The following is a 19,280-nucleotide window of genomic DNA, read 5'->3' on the forward strand; positions in this document are numbered from 1 at the left end:
GGAGGCGGGGAGGAGGGGGGATCGTAAACTCGCAAGAAGGGGGAAAAGCCCCCCCACCCTTGACCGTGGACCGCATTTTTGGGTTCCACGGCTGAATGGGTGAAGATGGAGCGGGAGAAGGGATTCGAACCCTCGACGTCAACCTTGGCAAGGTTGCACTCTACCCCTGAGTTACTCCCGCATTCGAGCTATTTTACGCTCAACTTGAATGCCTCAAAAATCCACGAATCGAAATGACTGCCGAAAAAAAATCAAAAAATCAGTTCATTGTGCAAGTTTTGGGATTGTTTTTCCCGCGCTTGCCATGCATGACACCTGATTGAGAGGTGTCACGGTACAACGATGAAACTGGAGGCCGGGGTGGGATTTGAACCCACGAATGAAGGTTTTGCAGACCTCTGCGTTAGGCCACTTCGCCACCCGGCCTGACCGACGGGCCAGGAAAACGCGTTTGAGGGAGGGGTCCCCCCCGTTTTTTTTCGAGGGGTGTGTTTCCCTCGTCTCCTCCCCTAGGGGATCCGCGAGGATGGCCAGGGTGGGAAAGATGGAGCGGGAGAAGGGATTCGAACCCTCGACGTCAACCTTGGCAAGGTTGCACTCTACCCCTGAGTTACTCCCGCGTACATCACTTGGCAATCATAGCGAATCCTGGATGGGTTCGTCAAGGGGGTTTGAAAGGGGGTGCCCATTGGCGATGGCGATAGTCGACGGACGGTCGCATCAGGTGGTTTCCAATCGATCCAGAGCTTCCTTGAAACGCGGCTCATTGGGGTCAAGCCGTGCGGCTTGTTCGAAAGCATGACGAATCTCTTGCCTGGGTGATCGACGCCATTGCAGCACCCTGCCCAAATCGAACCAAGCCCATGCATGGCGAGTCCTCGGCGCCTCCATTTGGACGACCCTTTGCAACATTTCCCGCGTTTCATCGAGTTGCCGGTTGTATACGGTCCAATTGCCCTGGCGTCCTTGCGGTCTGGCTTTGTCAGCCAGTTTCATTTTGACCTGAGCGAATTCGTGCAGCGCCTTCACATCCTGCATGACGGCCTCGCCCGCAATCTGGAAATAACGGTACGCGCGTTCCAGCCGACCGGCCCGTTTCTCCTGGATCGCGGCATTGAAAGCCTCTTCGACCACATCCAGAAGAGGTAACCTGTCCAGCCATGCCATGGCCTTGCTCGTTTGATTCTTGTCCAGATAGGCTCCGGAGATCAGGGTGATCAGCGCCGCCGGACTCGAGACCGGATTGGCCTCGACAAATTGGTCGTGGATGGCTTCGGCGGCATGGAGGTCATTCTGAGAAATCAATTCACGCACCAACTCCACGCCCAACCCGAGAGATCCGGGATTTTGCCTGTAGGACTCTTTCAAACGCCGCAATGCCCCTGAAAAATCACCGACCGCCTTCAAATTGGCCACGTCCAGCAAGGTGAGAATGGCTTGAGATTCGGGATGGGCTGGCAGGGTCGTTCGAAAGTAGTGGCGTGCGGCATCGAAATCGAAACGTGGCGGTGACGAACCGTTTTGCTGCATGACCCGTCTGAGCTTGGGTATGCCGGTGCCACGCGCTTCGGCAAGCCTCAACGCCTTGAGAAACTCTCCTATGCGGCGATTGCGAGCCGGTACGGGCGGAAGGGGAATGGCATCGTCGAAGTGGTGCGCTTCAATGCCCGGCACGGGGCCCGGATAACTGATGATCTCCATCCGGTCCGGGTAGAGATAGACCTTGATGGGTTCGGAAATCCCCTCGTAAGAGCGGTGATAGACAGCGTTCACCAGCGCTTCCCGCAACGCCGAGGTCGGATAGCTTACCCAATGGGTCGCCTTCGGACGGTTGGGTAACTTCTGAATCAGCCGTACCGAGAGATTCTCAAGATAGGCCAAACATTCTCTGAGTTGCTCGTGGATCGGTCTGAGTGAAAAGATTTTCTCTTCCAGAACATCGCCGGAAGTGTCGTCGGCAAATTGCACCACCTCGATCCGTGCGCCGGGAAACCACTGCTCTGGATCTTGGCTGAAAAACAACAATCCCACGTTGCGTGGCGCGTCATGCCCATTGACAGGATCGGCGATCCGCAAATTGCGATAGATCGTGCGCGTGTCCTGTGCCTCCACCAGTTCACTACCGATGTCGTGCAGAAACTCCTTCACCTTGGTTTCGCGGATGTCCAATACGCTTGCATGCAACGATCTGCGATCGTCGAAGGGTACTCTTGCCGTCAATTGAATGAGCTGTGTCTTGAGGTCGGCCTGACTGTCGGCGTCCACGCTCTCTGAACCAAGACGGATATAATACTTTCGCGCCGCGCCTTTCTCCCCGGACTCGGGTGCTTGATGTGGTCGCGCCTGGCTGCCAGGTGCCCAGATCACCAGGATATGCTGGCCGTCCACCCATTCAGGCGAGAGGAGGGGCTGATAGACCGGATCGATTGTGTTGCACCGTCCGCGAATCCATTTCTGCGCCTTTTCCACCTCGGCAGTGGTCAAGCCTTTTGGGGGCAGGATGGCAGACTCATTCCTCTGATCCACGCCCAGGATGATATAGCCACCGTTAAGGTTTTGAAAATCGTTGGCAAACGCGCAAATGGAACGAATGACCTGCGCGCCGGTGGTTTTCTCTTCCCAGGAGGCTTTGAATTCCACACGAGGCGATTCAACGGTGCGCAAGTGGAGTAAATCGTCAAGATTGACGGGTAGCATGGATTTCATCACTTCATTCCATGGGATCCTGAGATGAAACAACTTGCATGATGGAGGAGAACTCCCTCACCCTCGTACCATGGACCTCCCGAAGGGGGTCCATGGTAAAGCCATCTGTGCCCGATTGGGCGCGGTTTGGGAGCCATGGTTTCAAGCTGGGTGCAATTCGAGAAAGATGGGTGAAGCTGGCGATCCATCACCGTTTCGGCTGGATGGCCGGCCAGGCGGTGACCAGGTAGGCGTAGCCGGACCAGAGGGAGAAGACCGCTGCGACCCCTAAAAAGAAGAGTCCGGGCCACTGGAACGGCACATCGAACAGGCCGTCCTGGACCAAGAGCATGATGATGGCGGTCATTTGGAAGCCGGTTTTCCATTTGGCCAAGCCGGATACCGGAACCTTGAGGCCGAGACCGGCCATCCGTTCGCGCAGGGCCATGATGGTGATCTCGCGGGCCAGGATGATCAACACCAGCGTCAGCGGGGCGCGGTCCAGGGAGAGCAGCAGCACGATCGCCGAGATCACCAGCAGTTTGTCGGCCACCGGGTCGAAGAAGCGTCCGAAGTCGGTCAGCAGTCCGGAACGACGCGCCACGTAGCCGTCGGCCCAATCGGTGATGGCGGCCAGGCTGAAAAACAGGGCCGAGAGAATCAATCCCCAGCGATCCGGCAGATAGGCGCTGCCGATGAAAAACGGGATCAGCGCGATGCGGGTCGCGGTCAGGGTGTTGGGAAGATTCCAAACCATCAATCGGATCTCATGTGGTTTCCTGGATGTTCCTCAGGTGGTGGACGATGGTCTCCGCCAGGGCGGCGGAGATGCCCGGAACGGCTTCAAGCTCTTCGACATCGGCGGCGCGCAGGGCCCGAACCGAGCCGAAACGCCGCAACAACGCCTTCTTGCGGTTCGGTCCCACGCCGGGGATGTCGTCGAGGGCCGAACGGACCAGCTCTTTCCCACGACTGCCACGGTGATAGGTGACGGCGAACCGGTGCGCCTCGTCGCGGATATTCTGCAACATGAACAACACCGAGGAGCGTCCCGGCAGTATAATCGCTTCCGAGCGTCCGGGCAAGAACAGGGTTTCCTTTCCCGCGTCGCGATCCGGACCCTTGGCGATTGCGCAGAAGGTGACCCCGGCGATGCCCAGATCTCCGGCCACCTCCACAACCGCGTTCAACTGTCCCTTGCCCCCATCCAGCAGCACCAGATCCGGCCAGTCCTCGTCGCTGGCGTCGGCGTCGCGGAAGCGGCGGCGCAATACCTCGGCCATGCGCGAAGTGTCGTCGATGGCGTCCGGATCGCGGATCGCGAAGCGGCGGTAATCCTTCTTGATCATCCCCTCCGGACCGAAGGCCACCAGCGAGGCCACCACATGCGTATCCTGGATGTGGGAGATGTCGCAGGCTTCGATCCGCTCCGGCGCGCGCGGCAACTCCAGAATCTCCGCCAGTTCGGCCAGCCGCTGACGGTTGGCCCGCTTGCCGCTCAACGAACGGACCTTGGCGGTTTCGGCGTTGGTGAGGGCCAGATCCACCAGACGCCGTTTCTCCCCGCGTTCCGGCACGCGGATCTTGACCGCGCCGCCGCGCAGGCGGCTCAACGTCACCTCCAGCCAGCCGCGCTCCGGTGGGGCCAGGTTGACCAGAATCTCCGGCGGTGGCAAGGGGGTCTCGAGGATGCTGGCGGATTTTTCGCGTCCATCCCGCGTTTCGTCCTCGGCATCGAGCTGACCGGGGGCGTAGAACTGGGCGATGAAAGACTCCAGCACCTCGGCGGGGGCCAGATCCTCGGTATTTTCCGGAAAGTGGGCCTGATTGCCGAGCTGGATCCCGTCGCGGATGAAAAAGATCTCGATCACCGCCGGTCCGTCGCTGATGGTGATGCTGAGCACATCCAGATCGGTCCCCTCCTTGAGGTTGCCGCGCCGCTGCTCCTGGACGTGGCGAATCGCCTTGATCCGGTCTCGCAAGCGGGCCGCCTCCTCGAAGCGGCGTGTCTCGGCGGCCTCCCACATCGCCTGGGTCAACCCTTCGGTCAACTGGCGGTCGCGCCCCTCCAGAAACAGGATCGCCTCCTTCACCCAGAGGCCATAGCTCTCCGGATCGATCAGGCCCATGCAGGGGGCGTGACACCGTTTGATCTGGTGTTGCAGACAGGGACGCCGCCGCGTGGTGAACTGTCGCTCCTCGCACTGGCGCAGGGGAAAGATCCCCTGCAACCATTTCAAGGTTTCCCGCACCGCATGCACGCTCGGATAGGGTCCGAAGTACCGTTCGCCCGGATGTTTCGGGCCGCGGTGCAGGGTGAGGCGCGGGAAGGGGTGGTTGATGGTCAGGCGCAGCCAGGGGTGGGACTTGTCGTCCTTGAGCAGCACGTTGTAGGGGGGTTGCAGCCGTCGGATGAGGTTGGCCTCGAGGATCAGGGCATCGGCTTCGCTGGCGGTGACGATGATGGCCAGATCCCGCGCCTTGGCGAGCATGGCCTGGATGCGGGCGGAATTGGCCCCATGAAAATAGGAGCCGACCCGTTTCTTGAGGGATTTGGCCTTGCCGACATAGAGCACCTGGCCATCCGCGTCGAGATAGCGGTAGACCCCCGGAGCATCCGGCAGGGAATCGACCGTTTCGCGCGGCACGGATGGCGCGAAATCGTTCACCGGGGGATGTCTGGCCTGGCGCGGCCCCGGGCATGGGCGATCAACCCCAGGCCGATGACGAGCATGGGCAGACTGAGCCACTGTCCCATGGTCAGGTCGCCGGCGAGCAGCCCCAGATGGGCATCCGGTTCGCGCACGAACTCGACCGCCAGCCGGGAGAGGGCATAGCCGGTCAGGAAAATTCCGCCGATGAGTCCCGCCGGTCTGGGGCGTCGGCCCAGCCAGATCAGGACGATCAACAGCGCCACCCCTTCGAGTCCGGCCTCGTAGAGCTGGCTCGGGTGACGGGGCAGGGGACCGGCACCGGGAAAGACCATGCCCCACGGCAGATCGGTGGGACGTCCCCACAGTTCGCCGTTGATGAAGTTGCCGATCCGGCCCAGCAGCAGCCCGAGTGGCGTGACCACCGCCAGCAGTTCCATGACGACCAGAAACGACAGCCCCACCTTGCGGGAGAAGTAGAGCCCGGCCAGCAGCACCCCCAGCAGTCCGCCGTGGAAGGACATGCCCCCCTCCCACACCTTGAGGATGGCCAGCGGGTTGGTGAGGTAGGCGTTGAAGTTATAGAACAGAATGTATCCGAACCGTCCTCCCAGGATCACCCCGAGCAGCACCGCCATCACCAGGTCGGCGAGCCGTTCCGGGGAGATCTCCAGCCGTTGGCGTCGTACCTGCCATTGCAGGAGCGGCCAGCCGAGCACGAAGGTGAGGGTGTACATCAACCCGTACCAGCGGATGGCGATGGGACCGAGTTGCAGGGCGATCGGATCGAAGTGTGGATAGGCGATCATGGTTGGGGATGCCAGGTGGGGGATTCGGGATAGCTGCCGAGGATCTTCAAGCTGCTGGTGAAGAAATCCAGCTCCTCGAGGGCCAGTTTGCAGGGTCGCTCCTCGGGGCGGCCCTGGAAGTCGAGATAGAAGTGGTACGACCAGGGGGTGCCCGGCACGGGACGGGACTCCAGGCGGGTGAGGTTGACGCCGTTGGTGGCGAATCCGCCCAGACACTTGTAGAGGGCTGCCGGGATGTTGCGCACTTCGAAGATCAGGCTGGTCTTGCAGGGAACCTCCTTGGGCGGCACATGGCGCTCTTTCACGATCTGCAAGAACCGGGTGGTGTTGAGCCGGCTGTCCTGGATGTCGCGGGCCAGCACGTCGAGTCCGTAGAGTTCGGCGCACAGTTCGGCGGCGATCGCCGCCTCCAGGGTTCCACCCCGTTCAGCCAGGTCCGCGGCGGCCCCGGCGGTGTCGTAGACCGCGTTGCAGGCCCAGCCGTGCTTGCGGATGAAGGTGCGGCACTGGGCCAGCGCCTGGGGATGGGAGTAGACCGCCCGCACGTCGTCGATGCGCGTGCCCGGCAGACCGAGCAGAGCGTGGCGCACCCGCAGGTAGTACTCCCCCAGGATGTGGAGCTGGAACACCGCCAACAGGTCGTAACTGTCGCTCACCACGCCGGCGATGCTGTTTTCCACCGGGATCATGCCGATGCTCGCTTCGCGTTCGTCCACCGCCTGGAACACTTCCTCGAAGGTGCGGCAGGGGATGGTCCGGTACCCGGGGAGACTCTCCCGGCAGGCCTGTTCGCTGTAGGCGCCCCGTTCCCCCTGGAATGCGACGGTCTTTTCGCGGGGCTCCCGCGCGGGCGTTTCTCGAGAGGGGGAGGGATCTCCTTCCGGCGGATGGGAGGTGTTGCTCATGCCGCTCCGTTTCCTTGTCTGTCCGTGGCCTTGCGGCGTTGTTCCATGCGGCGCTGCCGGCTGTCGGCGGCATGCGCGATCATTTCCAGAAGATCCTGGGCGCGATACGGTTTGGTGAGAAAGGCATCCATCCCCGCTTCCAGACAGTGCTGACGCAGATCCATCTGCACATGGGCGCTCACGCCGATGATCGGCAGGTCCGGATCGGCCTTTTCGCGGCCCGCGCGAATCCGTCGGGTGGTTTCGATGCCGTTCAGGCGCGGCATCTGGATATCCATGAAAACCAGATCGCACCCCTGGTTCAACTGTTTCAAAGCCTCTTCGCCATCGCCAGCCGTGGTAACGGAGAAGCCCGCCGATGTCAAGACATGTTCGCCGAGCATGCGGTTGTCCGGATCGTCCTCCACCAGGAGAATCCGGGTGAAATCACCGCTCACTGGGCGATTCGCCACCGGATGGGGGGCGGTGAGGGACGATGCCAGACGCGGGCGTTCCCCGGCGTCGGGAAGCAGGCACGGCACCGTGAAGCCGAAGGCGCTCCCCTGACCGCGGGTGCTGGTCACCTGGATCTCGCCTCCCATGCGTTCCACCAGTTTCCGGCTGATGGCCAATCCCAGCCCGGTGCCGCCGAAACGCCGGGTCATGCCGGCATCCACCTGCGAGAACATGGTGAACAGGGTGGGGATCTTGTCGTCCGGGATGCCGATGCCGCTGTCGAGCACCCGGAACTCCAGATCCAGTCCGCCGTCGGGACGACTTTTTTTGAGCAGTTGCAGCTCCACCCCGCCCCGTTCGGTGAACTTCACCGCGTTGGAGATCAGGTTGATCAACACCTGGCGCAGACGGGCCGGATCGCCCAGAACCGTCTCCGGCACGCCGGCATCAATGAGGCTCTGGAGACTCAATCCTTTCATTTCCGCCTCCACGGCCAGGGTGGCCACCGCGTGTTCCACCACTTTGCGCGGCGCCAGGGGGATGCGATCCAGCTGGATCGCATCGGCCTCGATCTTGGAGAAGTCCAGAATGTCGTTGAGGATGTTCAACAACGACTCCGAGGCGTGCAGAATGGTGGTCAGCAGACGACGCTGCCCGGGATCGAGTTCCGAGGCGAGCAGGATGTCGGTCATGCCGATCACCGCGTTCATCGGCGTGCGGATTTCGTGGCTCATGTTGGCCAGAAAGTGGCTCTTGGCGCGCGAGGCGGCCTCGGCCTGGATGCGGGCCACATCCAGCGCCTGACGCCGCTCCTCCAGCTCCACGGCCTGCTGACGGATCAGCCGGTTGCGACGGTCGAGTTCCAGAAAAACCCGGACCTTGGCGCGCAGGTGCTCCATGGGGAACGGCTTGACCAGATAATCCACCGCGCCCAGTTCATAGGCGCGGGAGATGAACACCGGATCCCCATGCACCGCCGTGACCAGAATGGTGGGTGGACGCCGATCCGCCTCCAGATCGACCATGCGCCGCATCACCTCGAAGCCGTCCACGATCGGCATGTGGGCATCCAGGAGCATCAACGCGTATTCGCGATCGGCCATCCGTTCCAGGGCTTCCAGGCCATCACGGGCGGTGACGATCTCGGTGTCGATCCCGTGTAGTTGCGTGGTGATCAGGGAGAGGTTCCCCGGATGATCATCCACGACGAGAATGGCTGATTTCATGGGGGGATCGCCGGGGTGGGTCGCGGGTTGCGGCAGGAGTGCGTTCATGGGAGCAGACAGTCGCGCAGGGCGCGGGTGAGGGCGTCCATCAGCTCGAAATAGAGTTCCGGACCCTCCGGAAAGGCGGCGCCTAGCGGATCGAGCACCCCGACCCGCACCGGCTGACCGGCGGACACGGCATCGACCATGCGCTGGGGGAACTGCGGTTCGGCGAACAGACAGCGCGCTCCGGTGGCCCGGAGGCGCGCGGCGATCTCGCTGACCCGTTTGGCTCCCGGCGGCTGTTCCGGATTGACCAGGATCGAGCCCACGGAGTTCAGGCCGTAGCGTCTTTCGAAGTACTGATAGGCGTCGTGAAAGACGATGTAGGGGTGCTTGCGCACCGCTTGCAGCTCTTTGGCCAATCGGGTATCCAGGGTGGCCAGTTTTTGCGCGAGTCGTTGGGCGTTGTCGCGGTAGCGGGCGGCCCGTTCCGGATCGCGGCGCGCCAGGGTTTCGGCCATGGACGAAGCCATGTGCGCGGCATTGCGCGGGTCGAGCCAGGCGTGGGGGTCGATCGGTTTTTTTTCGACGGAGGGGGGGGGCTTGTTGGCGTTGGATCCCACGGTCTTGGCCGATGGGGCCTGGTCGTCGTGGTCCGCGTGGTCGTGGTGATCGGTCTTGGCCGATGGGGCCTGGTCGTCGTGGTCCGCGTGGTCGTGATCATCGCCCGCCTTGCCGTGGTCGTGGCCGTCCTCCTCCCAGATCCCGCCCTGGCGCATCGGCAGACGGTGCAGACCCGGAGTGGCCAGCAGCGCCACCTGGTGGGCCTGGGGGGCGAGATTCTCCAGCGGACGTTTGAGATACCCCTCCAGCTCCGGACCGGCCCAGAAGATCACCTCCGCGTGGGACAGGAGGCGGGCATCCGAGGGGCGCAGGGCATGGGTGTGTTCGGAGACATGGCCCTGGATCAGCAGCGTCGGTTTCCCGGTCGTTTCCATCACCGCAGCGGCCAGCGCGTGGAGCGGCTTGATGGAGACCACCACCTCGAGGGCCGAGGCGAGCGACGGTTGCACCAGCATCAGAGCGGCGCCCAGCAGGGATGGGAAGCGGATTTTCATGGCTTGACCAGGGTGGCGACCGGAAGGGTGACCTTGAACCGTTTCGTGCCGCCATCCGGTCGTTTGGCGAGCAGATTCAACCGCAGTTGATCCTTGCCGCCGGCCCCGCCCTTCATCTCGAGCGCGCCATCCCCGGCCAGCTGGATCCACGGGGCCTCCAGGTTGATTGTCCTGATCGTGAACAGCCCTTGGCCGTCCGAGTCGACGCGCAGGTCGATCTTGCCCAGATCGACCGGTTCTTTCGAGCCTGGATTCCGTCCGGCGAAACGCAACAGATCGGCCAGTTCCGGCACCTTTTTGGCGGCGTTGGCCAGACCAGGCGCGCGGACGCCCGATCCTTTCCAGGTGAAGCCGCCCCGGCCGGGTCGTCCCTGGCCATCGCGTCCGGTCACCTCGCCCGATCCTTCCAGACGGGCCATCCGCCACCCCTGACCGAACACCCCGGTGGCGTGGCCCGAGCCGCGTTCCCGATCTCCGGAGGCCTCGAGCCGATCGAATCCCATCGCGCCGGGCGCCAGCGACACCACCACCCCTTGCAAACCCTTGGGAAGGCGTTCCAACCGCAAGGTCCGCGCGGAGATGTTCCAAAGACCTCCCTCATCCTGGCGATGGAGCAGTTGTTCGACCCGTCCCTCGGGGATCGCCATTTCGGCCACCTTCCAGTCGATCCTGGGGCCGTCGAGCAACAGGTCGGTCTCGGTGAGGGACAGATCCTCGATTTTCAGCTCTTTGAGGAAGGCGGCGAGACGCGGGTTCCAGGGGGTGATGGTTTTGAAGATCCACTCCGGATCCCCCCTGGATTCGCTCAGGATCAGCTGACCGGCCAGGGGATTGAGGCGGTGCAGGGCGATCCGCCCCTTGGCCTTGAACTCGGGCCGGTCGATGTTGACGATCTGGCCCAGCAGTTCACGCGGCGGCGCGGTCTGGGGTTCGGCTTCGGCGCGGGGTGCCGTCAGGAGCAGCAGAGGAAGCGCGAGCCACCATGCGCGGAGCGTCGCGTGGAGGGGGGAGTGTCGGTCGCGGGAGCCATCACGGCGCGCGACTGTCCGTTCAACGCACCAGGACAAAGAACTTCTCCTCGCCACGCTCGATGTTCAACAGCATCTGCCGCTCGTCGGAGCGCACCGCCTTGGCCAGGGCCGGGAAATCGGGCACCGGCTTCTTGTTGACCGTGAGAATTCGATCCTCGTCGCGCAGTCCGGCCTCCCAGGCGGAGCTGTTCGGCATCACCTTCACCACCTTGATCTGGGTTTTCTCCCCCTCTTCGGTATCGATGCCGAAGATCGCCCCTTTAAGCCGCGGATCGATTTTCTCTCCCTTGATCTTTTCGGCCTCGGGGTTGGCCATCACCACCGTGAACTCCTGCTCCTTGCGGTCGCGGATCGCTTTCAAGGGGATCGACTCGCCCACCTTGGCCAGGCCGATGACGTTGTGGAGATCCGATGCCGATCGGATCGGTTTGCCCTGGGCCTCGATGATCACGTCGCCGGGACGCAGACCGGCCTGAAAGGCGGCGGAGTTGATCACCACGCGGGTGATCGCCGCGCCCGAGCCGCCGCTGATGCCGAAGGCCTTGGCCAGTTCCGGGGTGAGGTTTTGGGCCTGGGCGCCGAAGAATCCCCGTCGCACCTGTCCGTGTTCGATCAGCTGGCCCATCACCTGACGGGCCATGTTGATGGGGATGGCGAACCCGATGCCCACGTTCCCCTTGCCGCCGCCGGGGGAGAGGATGGCGGTGTTGATCCCCACCAGCTTGCCGGAGAGGTCCACCAGCGCGCCGCCGGAGTTGCCGGGGTTGATCGAGGCATCGGTCTGGATGAAATCCTCGAACCCCTTGCCCAGTCCCTTGCGTCCCAGGGCGCTGACGATGCCGGAGGTGACGGTCTGGCCCAGTCCGAAGGGGTTGCCCATGGCGACCACGAAGTCCCCGACGCGCAGCGCGTCGGAGTCGCCGAAGGGGAGCGCCTTGAGCCCCTTGGCCGGCACCTGGATCACCGCGACATCGGTCTCCTTGTCCACGCCGATCAGCTTGGCCTGCATGCTGTTGCCGTCGCGCAGGGTGACGTTGATGATCTCGGCCTTGTCGATCACATGCTGATTGGTGAGGATGTAGCCGTTCTTGGCATCGACCACCACTCCGGATCCGAGGCTTTTGCTCTCCTTCTGTCGTTTTCCGCGGGTGGTGGGCACCTCGAAGAACCGTTGAAAAAGCGGATCGTTGAGCAGCGGGTGATCCGGCACGTTGACGTGTCCCGTCGTGGCGATGTTGACCACGCCGGGGATCACCCGATCCACCATGTCGGCCAGGGTTGGGAGTTTTTGGCCGTCCACGGACATCGGCAGGCCGGCCTCCAGGGGCGGGGCGGCCAGAAGCGTGAGCAGTGCAAAGAGGGAGAACCAACGCGAGGGAGCGTTCATCGGGAGATTTCTCTTAAGGGGGCCACGCGACCCGTGGCACGGAAGGCGAGATAGTCCGCGAGCACCCGATCGTGATCGAAGGCCAGAGGGGAGGGGAGCGCATCGGGGAGGACGATCCGCACCGCCTTGGCGTCGTCGGCGGCGCGCGGGGTGCCGTGGGCCTCGCCCACATAGATCGCCGAGGCCGAATGCAGCCGGTTGTCGCGGGCGGGATCGGAGTAGATCCCCAACAGCGCGATCAGGCGCACCTCAAGTGTGGTCTCTTCCAGGGCCTCGCGCACCGCCGCCCGTTCGACGCTTTCTTTGTCCCGATCCACGAAGCCGCCGGGAATCGCCAGCCCGAACGGCGGGTTTTTTCGTTCGATCAGCACGATCGGACGGCCCGGATGGTCGAGCAGTTCGATGATCACATCCGCGGCCAGAAAGGGGGTTTGCAGTTCTCGGGTCATGGGGGTTGTCCTCGCCAATCCGTTTCGAAGACCTCCCGGAAGGAGGTCAGCAAGCCTGTTTCCAAATCGGCTCGACTCACCGGGACGCCGAGTTTTTCCAGAGAGGTGACGCCGCGACCGGCCAATCCGCACGGCACGATGCCGGCAAAGGCCTCCAGATCCGGTGCGCGGTTGATCGAAAAGCCATGATACGCCACCCCGTGCCGAATGCGAACCCCCAACGCGGCGATTTTTTCTCCAGCCACCCACACGCCGGGGTTGTTCGATTCGCGTCGCGCCTCGACCCCCAATCCGGCCAGGGCGCGGATCACCGTCTCCTCCAGCCGGAAGACGTGGGCCCGCGCGGCGTGGATGGCCGGACGGAGATCCTTGAGCACATATCCCACCAGCTGTCCGGGACCATGATAGGTGACCTTGCCGCCGCGATCGGTGACGATGGTCGGGATGGTGGCATCGAGGATTTCGGCACGGGATGCCGAGCGGCCCAGGGTGTAGATCGGGTCGTGTTCGAGCAGCCAGAAGAGATTGGGCGCCTCGCCGGCGGCGATCGCCTCCACCCGCGCCAACTGTCGTTCCCAGGCGACGCCGTAGGCGATGCGCGCGTCGCGCTGGCATTCGAACGGCGTGCTCATCCGGACGGGAGGGTGGTGGAATCGGGCGTGACCATCCGGGTTGGAAGCGGTTCGATGGTTCCGGGTTCCCGTGCCGGATCGTTGAGGTCACGCACGGCCAGGAGCGCCTGATCGCACTCCATTTCCAGTTCGCGGAACAGCTTGCCGGCTTTCAACCACTCCTCGGCGCGCGCCGCCGCCCCGAGTCGCACCGCCTTGAGCTTGAGCCGCTCCGCGCCCAATCCCAGGGCGAGGCGCTTGATGGTTTCGCACTGCTCGCGGGCCCGACGACCGTTCCTGTCGCCCAGGGCCATCCGCAACGGTTCCAGAAGCGGGGATGTCCCCTCCAGCAGTCGTTCCGCCGCCTCCCCGAAGGCGATTCGATCCTCGACCGGGGTGAGGAGTCCCGGCTCCTTGCGCGGAGGCCCCTTGCGGAGCGCGGACTGTTTCGAGGCGGCGCGGGATACGGCGTGCAACAGGTCGAGGGGGCGATAGGGCTTGACGAGAAATTCGTTCATCCCCGAGGCGAAACAGAGCGCCCGTTCCCCCGGCAGGGCGCGGGCGGTCACCGCCACGATCGGGACCATGGCCTGGGCCGTGCACCCCTCGCGGATGCGTCGGGTGAGTTCATAGCCATCCATGCGCGGCATGTGCAGATCCGTGAGCACCAGATCGAAGGGCGGGCCGGCATCCATGCGATCCAGCGCCTCCTGGCCATCCTTGACCGGCACCACCTGGTGACCGGCCTTTTCGAGCACATCGGCGGCCAGTTCGCGATTCTCCTCCAGATCCTCGGCCAGAAGGATCCGCAACGCCGGGGTGACCGGGATGTTGGCGAGCCAGCTTTCCGGTTCGCGGGTAGCTTCGTGAACCCTGCCCTCGAGGATCGCCTGGATCGAGCGCAACAGCGAAAGCCTTTTCACGGGCTTGATGATGGCGATGGTCTCCAGGAGTTCGGCCACCGCAGGCAGATCCGTCGGGCGTCGGTTCGTCGGCAACAGGATCGCCGCCTTGCCCATCCAGCCGGGGTGACCGGTGAGGGTTTCCAGGCGTGCGCCGAGCACCAGGATCATCCGTTCATCCAGCAGCACCACCTCCCAGGGGCGGTTTTCGGCGTGGGCGGCATCCAGGGCCGCCAACAGCGCCTGCCACTCATCCACCTCTCCGACCACCGCGCCGAACTCGTGCAGGATCTCGGTGGCGATGGTGCGTCCCATGGGATGGGGATCGGCGATCAGAATACGCACTCCGGCCAACGCCTGACCCACCATCGGTCGCACCGGGAGGGACGGAGCGTCGGGCGTTGTTTCCGGCGCGCTTTTCCGACCCGGCGGAAACCGCAGCAGCACATGAAAGATGCTTCCCTCGCCCCATTCGCTCTCCAGCCGGATCGTGCCGCCCATCATCTCCACCAGCATCCGGCTGATGGTCAAACCCAGTCCGGTGCCGCCGAAACGACGGGTGATCGAGCCATCCGCCTGGGTGAATCGTTCAAAGATCCGCGCGTGATGCTCGTCCGGGATGCCGATGCCGGTATCCGCCACCGAGAACATCACGCCGAAATCCCGTCCGGTTCCCGTCTCCTCTTCCACGGCGGGCGGAACCGGATCGGCCCGTTGCGCCAGGATGGTCACGTCCCCCTCGTCGGTGAACTTGATGGCATTGGAGATCAGGTTGATCAGGATCTGGGAGAGCCGGTTCGGATCGCCGATCACCATTTCGGGTGTTTCCGGGGCGATGTAGCAGAAAAGTTCCAGCTCCTTTTCGTGCGCCTTGACCGCCACCAGATCGCAGACATTCTCCACCACCGCGCGCAGATCGAAGCTGATCCGTTCCAGCCGCAACTGCCCGGCCTCGATCTTGGCCAGATCCAGGATGCCGTTGATCAGGGTCAGCAGGTTGTGGGAGGCGCTTTGGACGATGGTGAGTTTGTCGCGCTGTTCGCCGCTGAGTCGCGTGCCGAGCACCAGGTCGGTCATGCCGATGATCGCGGTCATGGGGCTGCGAATTTCGTGGCTCATGTTGGCCAGGAATTCGTTTTTGGCCTGATTGGCGGCGTTGGCGGCCAGCATGGCCTTTTCGAGCTTGGCGGTGCGCTCTTCGACCATCTCGCGCAGATGGCTCTGGATCCGCGCCAGACAGGCTTCGGCATGGCGTCGTTCGGTCAGATCCTCGATCACCAGGATGGTGGCGTGGGTATGGTCGGTCAAACCCTCCAGGCGCGAGGCACGCAGCGTCACCGGAATCGTTCCGCCGCCAGCGGCGCGCAAAACGGTTTCGAGTTGGGATGGGGGGGAGAAGTCGGGTGTTTGGGCGCGTTCCGGGTCCGGCTCGACGAACAGGTCAACCGCCCGGAGACCGATCAGTTCCGCCGGGGGCGTGCCGATCAACCGGGCGAGGGCACGGTTGACGGTTTGGATCCGGCCCTGGTCGTCGATGACCAGAAGGCCGTTGGCCATGGAGTCGAGGATGTCGTGGTGGTAGCGGTTGAGTTCGACGATGCGCGCCGCGTCACGGGCTCGTGCGCGTCGATGGGGGCGGATCAGCAGACGGTGGGCGAGCCAGGCGATCAGCAGGGCGAACAGAAGAATCACCCCGCCTTCGACCGGAGCGTGATTCAGCTCCGCATCGGCCATGAATCCCGCCACCGCCACCAGGCAGCCGAGCAGATAGGCGCCGATCAGGGGCCAAACCCCCATCCCGAACAGGGTGAGACGTTCGGTTTTCGCGGTTTCGGGGGGGGCGTGACCCTCCGTTCGGTGTCGGGCGGTCATGGGACCGGTCGCGAAGCCAAGCGGATCAGGCCGGTTGTTCGGGGGTTTGGAATCCGGCCTCACGCATGGCCGCGATGATCACCTGGACCGCCTGTTCGGGAGCGAACCGGTCGGTGTTGACCGTGAGATCGAAGCCGTGGTGCGCGCCGGGGAACCGTTTGGCGACCTGTCGTTCGAACTGATCGCGTTCCTTGTTGGTCTCCAGGATCAGCTTGGCGGCCTTGTCGGGTTTGATGTTCTTGTTTTTGGCCAGACGTTCGACGCAGGTGGCCAGGGAACCTTCCAGGCGCACGCGGAACGCTTTGGTGGGGGAGAGCAGCAGATGGGCGGCGCGCCCGACGATCACCCCGCCCAAGGGGGCGATGCCCAGGATCACTTTGGCCATGTAGCGGTAGTATTGATCCGAGGTGATGCTTTTTTTGGAGAAGAAGGAGATCAACATCTCATCCACCAGACCCCGCACATGCTCGTCGAGACGGGCGAGAAGCTCCTTGTCTCCCTTGGTTTTGTTGACGATGGTGGTGAGGAGTTCCTTGTCGTACAGATGCACGCCGAGTCGGTCGGCCAGAAGTTTGGAGGTGTTCGAGCCCGCAGCTCCATAGAATCGGGAGATGGTGACCAGGGGCTTGGGCATGGCGGGCGCTTCGGCGTGCGTTTCGGGTTCGTAGCGGCCTGCGTCGAGAATGGCCTGGACCAGATGCAACGGAGTGTTCGTCATGGTGTCTTTGGACCTTTGGCGGATGCGAATTCGGCGTGTTGGATCGATCATTCCGGGCGATCCGTGCAACCAGGGAGATGCCGGGAATCGGTTTGACAGGGCGGGGCGCCTTGGCTTTCAGGCGTTGGCGCGCCCATGAACAGCGACGGCCCGGTCCGACCGGGCCGTCGCAAGCGATGCAAAGGGATCAGTCGATGCCGATCTCTTCGGCCACGGTGCGCACCACGCGCTTGTCGTAGTCCAGAAGATCCTTGTTCTTGCCCTTGTAGGGGAGTTGGCTCAGGACATACTTGATGCCATGGATGCGCGCCCGTTTCTTGTCGTCGGACTTGATGATGGTCCAGGGGCACTCCGGGGTCGAGGAGTAGAAGAACATATCCTCCTTGGCTTTGGTGTAGTCCTCCCATTTGTCCTGGGACTCTTTGTCCACCGGGGAGAGTTTCCACTGCTTGAGGGGATCGCTCATGCGGCTGTTGAAGCGGCGGAGCTGCTCTTCCTTGCTGACCGAAAAGTAGAACTTGAAGAGAATGATCCCGGAGTTGACCAGCATCCGCTCGAATTCCGGCACGGAGCGCAGGAACTCGCGCACCTGATCCTTGGAGCAGAAGCCCATCACCCGTTCCACGCCGGCACGGTTGTACCAGCTGCGGTCGAACAGGCAGATTTCGCCCGCCGAGGGGAGATGCTGCACGTAGCGTTGGAAATACCACTGCGACCGCTCCTGGTCGGTGGGCTTTTCGAGCGCGACGACGCGGCAGCCGCGGGGGTTCATGTGTTCGATGAACCGTTTGATGGTGCCGCCCTTGCCCGAGGCGTCGCGGCCCTCGAAGAGGGCGATCATCTTCAGGCCGTTCTCCTTGACCCAGTTCTGCATCTTCACCAGCTCGATGTGCAGGGGGGTCATGATGCTGAGGTACTCTTCCTCGGACATTTTCTTGAATTTGGGACGGACACTGCGTTGCGCTTTCTGGCTCCCCTTGCCGAGGACGATCGGGTGACCGTCATCGTCGGTGGAGGTTTCGTTCTGTTTGGCATCATCCTGCATGCTGTTGCTCATTCCGTTCTCCCGCGGCATTTGGAATTGTGAGGACGTTGGGTCAATGTGAAAAAAAATTGGGGCGGTGTTTGTTCCATGATCCAGGCGTCATGCCTTGGAAATCTTGGCATGGGGCTCCGTATCTTGAAGGACAGGCGCATTTTTCCCAAGAGTTGTTTATCCCGCCATTCGCAAGGCCTCCCCATCATAAGGCGCGCTGGCGCGCATGTCCACCTTTCCCCGGTTGATTTTGCATTGCAATATGCATTTTTTTGAATTGACGAGAAGCTGCTTGTTAGGGATTCGGCATTTGGGGTAAGATGGGGGAAAATGGTGATAAAATTTGCCATCGCTGCTCTTGATGCAAAGAAGCTCGATCATTCTCTATAAAAATACGGACATGGATACATGAGCGAAACGAATATGAACGCCACGGCGAAAAGCAAGGGTGCGGCAATCAAGGACAAGCAGACCACGGGTGAGTCCTTTGGACTGATTCTGAACCACAATTTCGGGGCTCTGCGGGAGTGGGCGCCGATCGCCTACCGGGGCGACGAGATCGAGGGGGTGCATCAGGCGCGGGTGTCGTTGCGTCGCATGCGTTCGGCGTTGGGACTGTTCCGCAAGGCGATTCCCCGTTCCATCACCGATCCGTGGGGTGTGGAGATGAGTTGGATCGCCTCCACCATGGGTGCGGCCCGGGATTTGGATGTGTTCATTGCCGAGGGGTTGAAGGTGACCGCAGGCAAGATCCCCTTGGAGGCTGGCGAGAAGAAATTGACGGCCCTGGCCATCGAGCGTCGCGAGGAGGCCTATCGTCAGGTGCGTGCGATGATGGACAGCGACCGTTACAAGAAGTTCATGCGCGCTTTCCCGCGTTGGCTCGACGATGCCGGTTGGCAGGATCTCAACGACCTGCCCGAGGATATCCGTCGCCGCATGAACCGGGGAATCCGTCTTTACGCCGCTTCGGTGCTCAACAAACGCATGTCCATGACCCTCGGATATGGCGAGCGCATCGACGAGATGGATCATGTGGAGTTGCATGCCCTGCGCATCGAGTGCAAGAAACTGCGTTATGCGTTGGAGTTCTTCCTGCCTCTCTTCTCCGAGAAGGGGATGGCCAGCTTCACGCTTCATCTCAAGGGGTTGCAAGACATTCTTGGCGTGATGAACGACGTTTCGGTGATGCCGGGTCTGTTGGAGAAAATTCTGGCCGGTTCCACCGATCTGGAGACCCTTCAGTATGCCGGGGCCATCATCGGCTGGCGTTCCCGTCAGTACGAGGAGGTGCGTGGTCAGCTCAATGCCCGTTGGGAGGAGTTTGCCAGCTCTGCCATGCCGTGGATGAAGTGAGGGTGTCGGCGGGATTCCATACCCTGTCCCGTCCAGTTTGGAAGATGTCGCTTCGACCGTCGAAAAAAAAGAGAGCGTCTGGGAGATTCCTCTCCCAGGGTTTTGAT

Annotated in this window: 15 protein-coding genes and 3 tRNA genes; 1 reads left to right on the top strand and 17 read right to left on the bottom strand. The window is 62.6% G+C overall.

Going from position 1 to position 19,280, the window contains the following annotated elements; genetic code table 11:
- Positions 1 to 106: 106 nt before the first annotated feature.
- The 17 genes from ACV4UY_RS01710 to ppk2 form a co-directional block, all read right to left on the bottom strand.
- Positions 107 to 181, bottom strand: a tRNA-Gly gene (locus ACV4UY_RS01710).
- 168 nt (positions 182 to 349) lie between these two features.
- Positions 350 to 426, bottom strand: a tRNA-Cys gene (locus ACV4UY_RS01715).
- Between the two features lie 119 nt (positions 427 to 545).
- Positions 546 to 620: transfer RNA gene (locus ACV4UY_RS01720), tRNA-Gly, on the bottom strand.
- 100 nt (positions 621 to 720) lie between these two features.
- Complete coding sequence (locus ACV4UY_RS01725; RefSeq protein ID WP_491605938.1) at positions 721 to 2,706, bottom strand: RNA-binding domain-containing protein; 1,986 nt, start codon at positions 2,704 to 2,706, stop codon at positions 721 to 723.
- 187 nt (positions 2,707 to 2,893) lie between these two features.
- Positions 2,894 to 3,442 carry a CDP-diacylglycerol--glycerol-3-phosphate 3-phosphatidyltransferase gene (gene pgsA / locus ACV4UY_RS01730; RefSeq protein ID WP_420904550.1) on the bottom strand — a complete coding sequence of 183 codons (549 nt, stop codon included), beginning with the start codon at positions 3,440 to 3,442 and terminating at the stop codon, positions 2,894 to 2,896.
- Positions 3,443 to 3,452: 10 nt separating this feature from the next.
- Entirely contained in the window at positions 3,453 to 5,333 is a 1,881-nt protein-coding gene (gene uvrC, locus ACV4UY_RS01735; protein WP_491605939.1) for an excinuclease ABC subunit UvrC, read from the bottom strand.
- A 17-nt stretch (positions 5,334 to 5,350) separates the two neighbouring features.
- On the bottom strand, positions 5,351 to 6,145 hold the full coding sequence (gene lgt / locus ACV4UY_RS01740) for a prolipoprotein diacylglyceryl transferase (protein ID WP_491605940.1): 795 nt from the start codon (positions 6,143 to 6,145) through the stop codon (positions 5,351 to 5,353).
- Positions 6,142 to 7,050, bottom strand: a complete 909-nt coding sequence (gene pheA / locus ACV4UY_RS01745) for a prephenate dehydratase (protein ID WP_491605941.1) — start codon at positions 7,048 to 7,050, stop codon at positions 6,142 to 6,144. The genes lgt and pheA overlap by 4 nt, the downstream gene beginning before the upstream one ends.
- Positions 7,047 to 8,711 (bottom strand): response regulator, encoded by a 1,665-nt coding sequence (locus ACV4UY_RS01750; RefSeq protein WP_491605942.1) that lies wholly within the window; start codon positions 8,709 to 8,711, stop codon positions 7,047 to 7,049. The genes pheA and ACV4UY_RS01750 overlap by 4 nt, the downstream gene beginning before the upstream one ends.
- Positions 8,712 to 8,755: 44 nt before the next feature.
- The gene (locus ACV4UY_RS01755) at positions 8,756 to 9,811 is read right to left on the bottom strand and encodes a zinc ABC transporter substrate-binding protein (protein ID WP_491605943.1); all 1,056 of its coding nucleotides are present in this window, start codon (positions 9,809 to 9,811) and stop codon (positions 8,756 to 8,758) included.
- A complete protein-coding gene (locus tag ACV4UY_RS01760; RefSeq protein WP_491605944.1) occupies positions 9,808 to 10,878 on the bottom strand; it encodes a hypothetical protein in 1,071 nt (356 codons plus the stop codon). The genes ACV4UY_RS01755 and ACV4UY_RS01760 overlap by 4 nt, the downstream gene beginning before the upstream one ends.
- Positions 10,862 to 12,229 carry a Do family serine endopeptidase gene (locus ACV4UY_RS01765; RefSeq protein ID WP_491605945.1) on the bottom strand — a complete coding sequence of 456 codons (1,368 nt, stop codon included), beginning with the start codon at positions 12,227 to 12,229 and terminating at the stop codon, positions 10,862 to 10,864. The genes ACV4UY_RS01760 and ACV4UY_RS01765 overlap by 17 nt, the downstream gene beginning before the upstream one ends.
- Positions 12,226 to 12,678, bottom strand: a complete 453-nt coding sequence (locus tag ACV4UY_RS01770) for an NUDIX domain-containing protein (RefSeq protein ID WP_491605946.1) — start codon at positions 12,676 to 12,678, stop codon at positions 12,226 to 12,228. Before ACV4UY_RS01770 ends, ACV4UY_RS01765 begins: the two co-directional genes overlap by 4 nt.
- Entirely contained in the window at positions 12,675 to 13,310 is a 636-nt protein-coding gene (gene lipB, locus ACV4UY_RS01775) for a lipoyl(octanoyl) transferase LipB (protein WP_491605947.1), read from the bottom strand. Before lipB ends, ACV4UY_RS01770 begins: the two co-directional genes overlap by 4 nt.
- Positions 13,307 to 16,063 (bottom strand): PAS domain-containing hybrid sensor histidine kinase/response regulator, encoded by a 2,757-nt coding sequence (locus ACV4UY_RS01780; protein ID WP_491605948.1) that lies wholly within the window; start codon positions 16,061 to 16,063, stop codon positions 13,307 to 13,309. The genes lipB and ACV4UY_RS01780 overlap by 4 nt, the downstream gene beginning before the upstream one ends.
- 25 nt (positions 16,064 to 16,088) lie before the next feature.
- Positions 16,089 to 16,781, bottom strand: coding sequence for a cytidylate kinase-like family protein (locus ACV4UY_RS01785; protein ID WP_491605949.1), 693 nt, complete (start codon positions 16,779 to 16,781; stop codon positions 16,089 to 16,091).
- A 187-nt stretch (positions 16,782 to 16,968) separates the two neighbouring features.
- Positions 16,969 to 17,838 carry a polyphosphate kinase 2 gene (gene ppk2 / locus ACV4UY_RS01790; protein WP_491605950.1) on the bottom strand — a complete coding sequence of 290 codons (870 nt, stop codon included), beginning with the start codon at positions 17,836 to 17,838 and terminating at the stop codon, positions 16,969 to 16,971.
- Between the two features lie 387 nt (positions 17,839 to 18,225).
- Here ppk2 and ACV4UY_RS01795 point away from each other — a divergent pair, with 387 nt between their 5' ends.
- On the top strand, positions 18,226 to 19,173 hold the full coding sequence (locus ACV4UY_RS01795) for a CHAD domain-containing protein (protein ID WP_491605951.1): 948 nt from the start codon (positions 18,226 to 18,228) through the stop codon (positions 19,171 to 19,173).
- Positions 19,174 to 19,280 lie beyond the last annotated feature (107 nt).

The organism is Candidatus Magnetaquiglobus sp., from assembly GCF_058402785.1.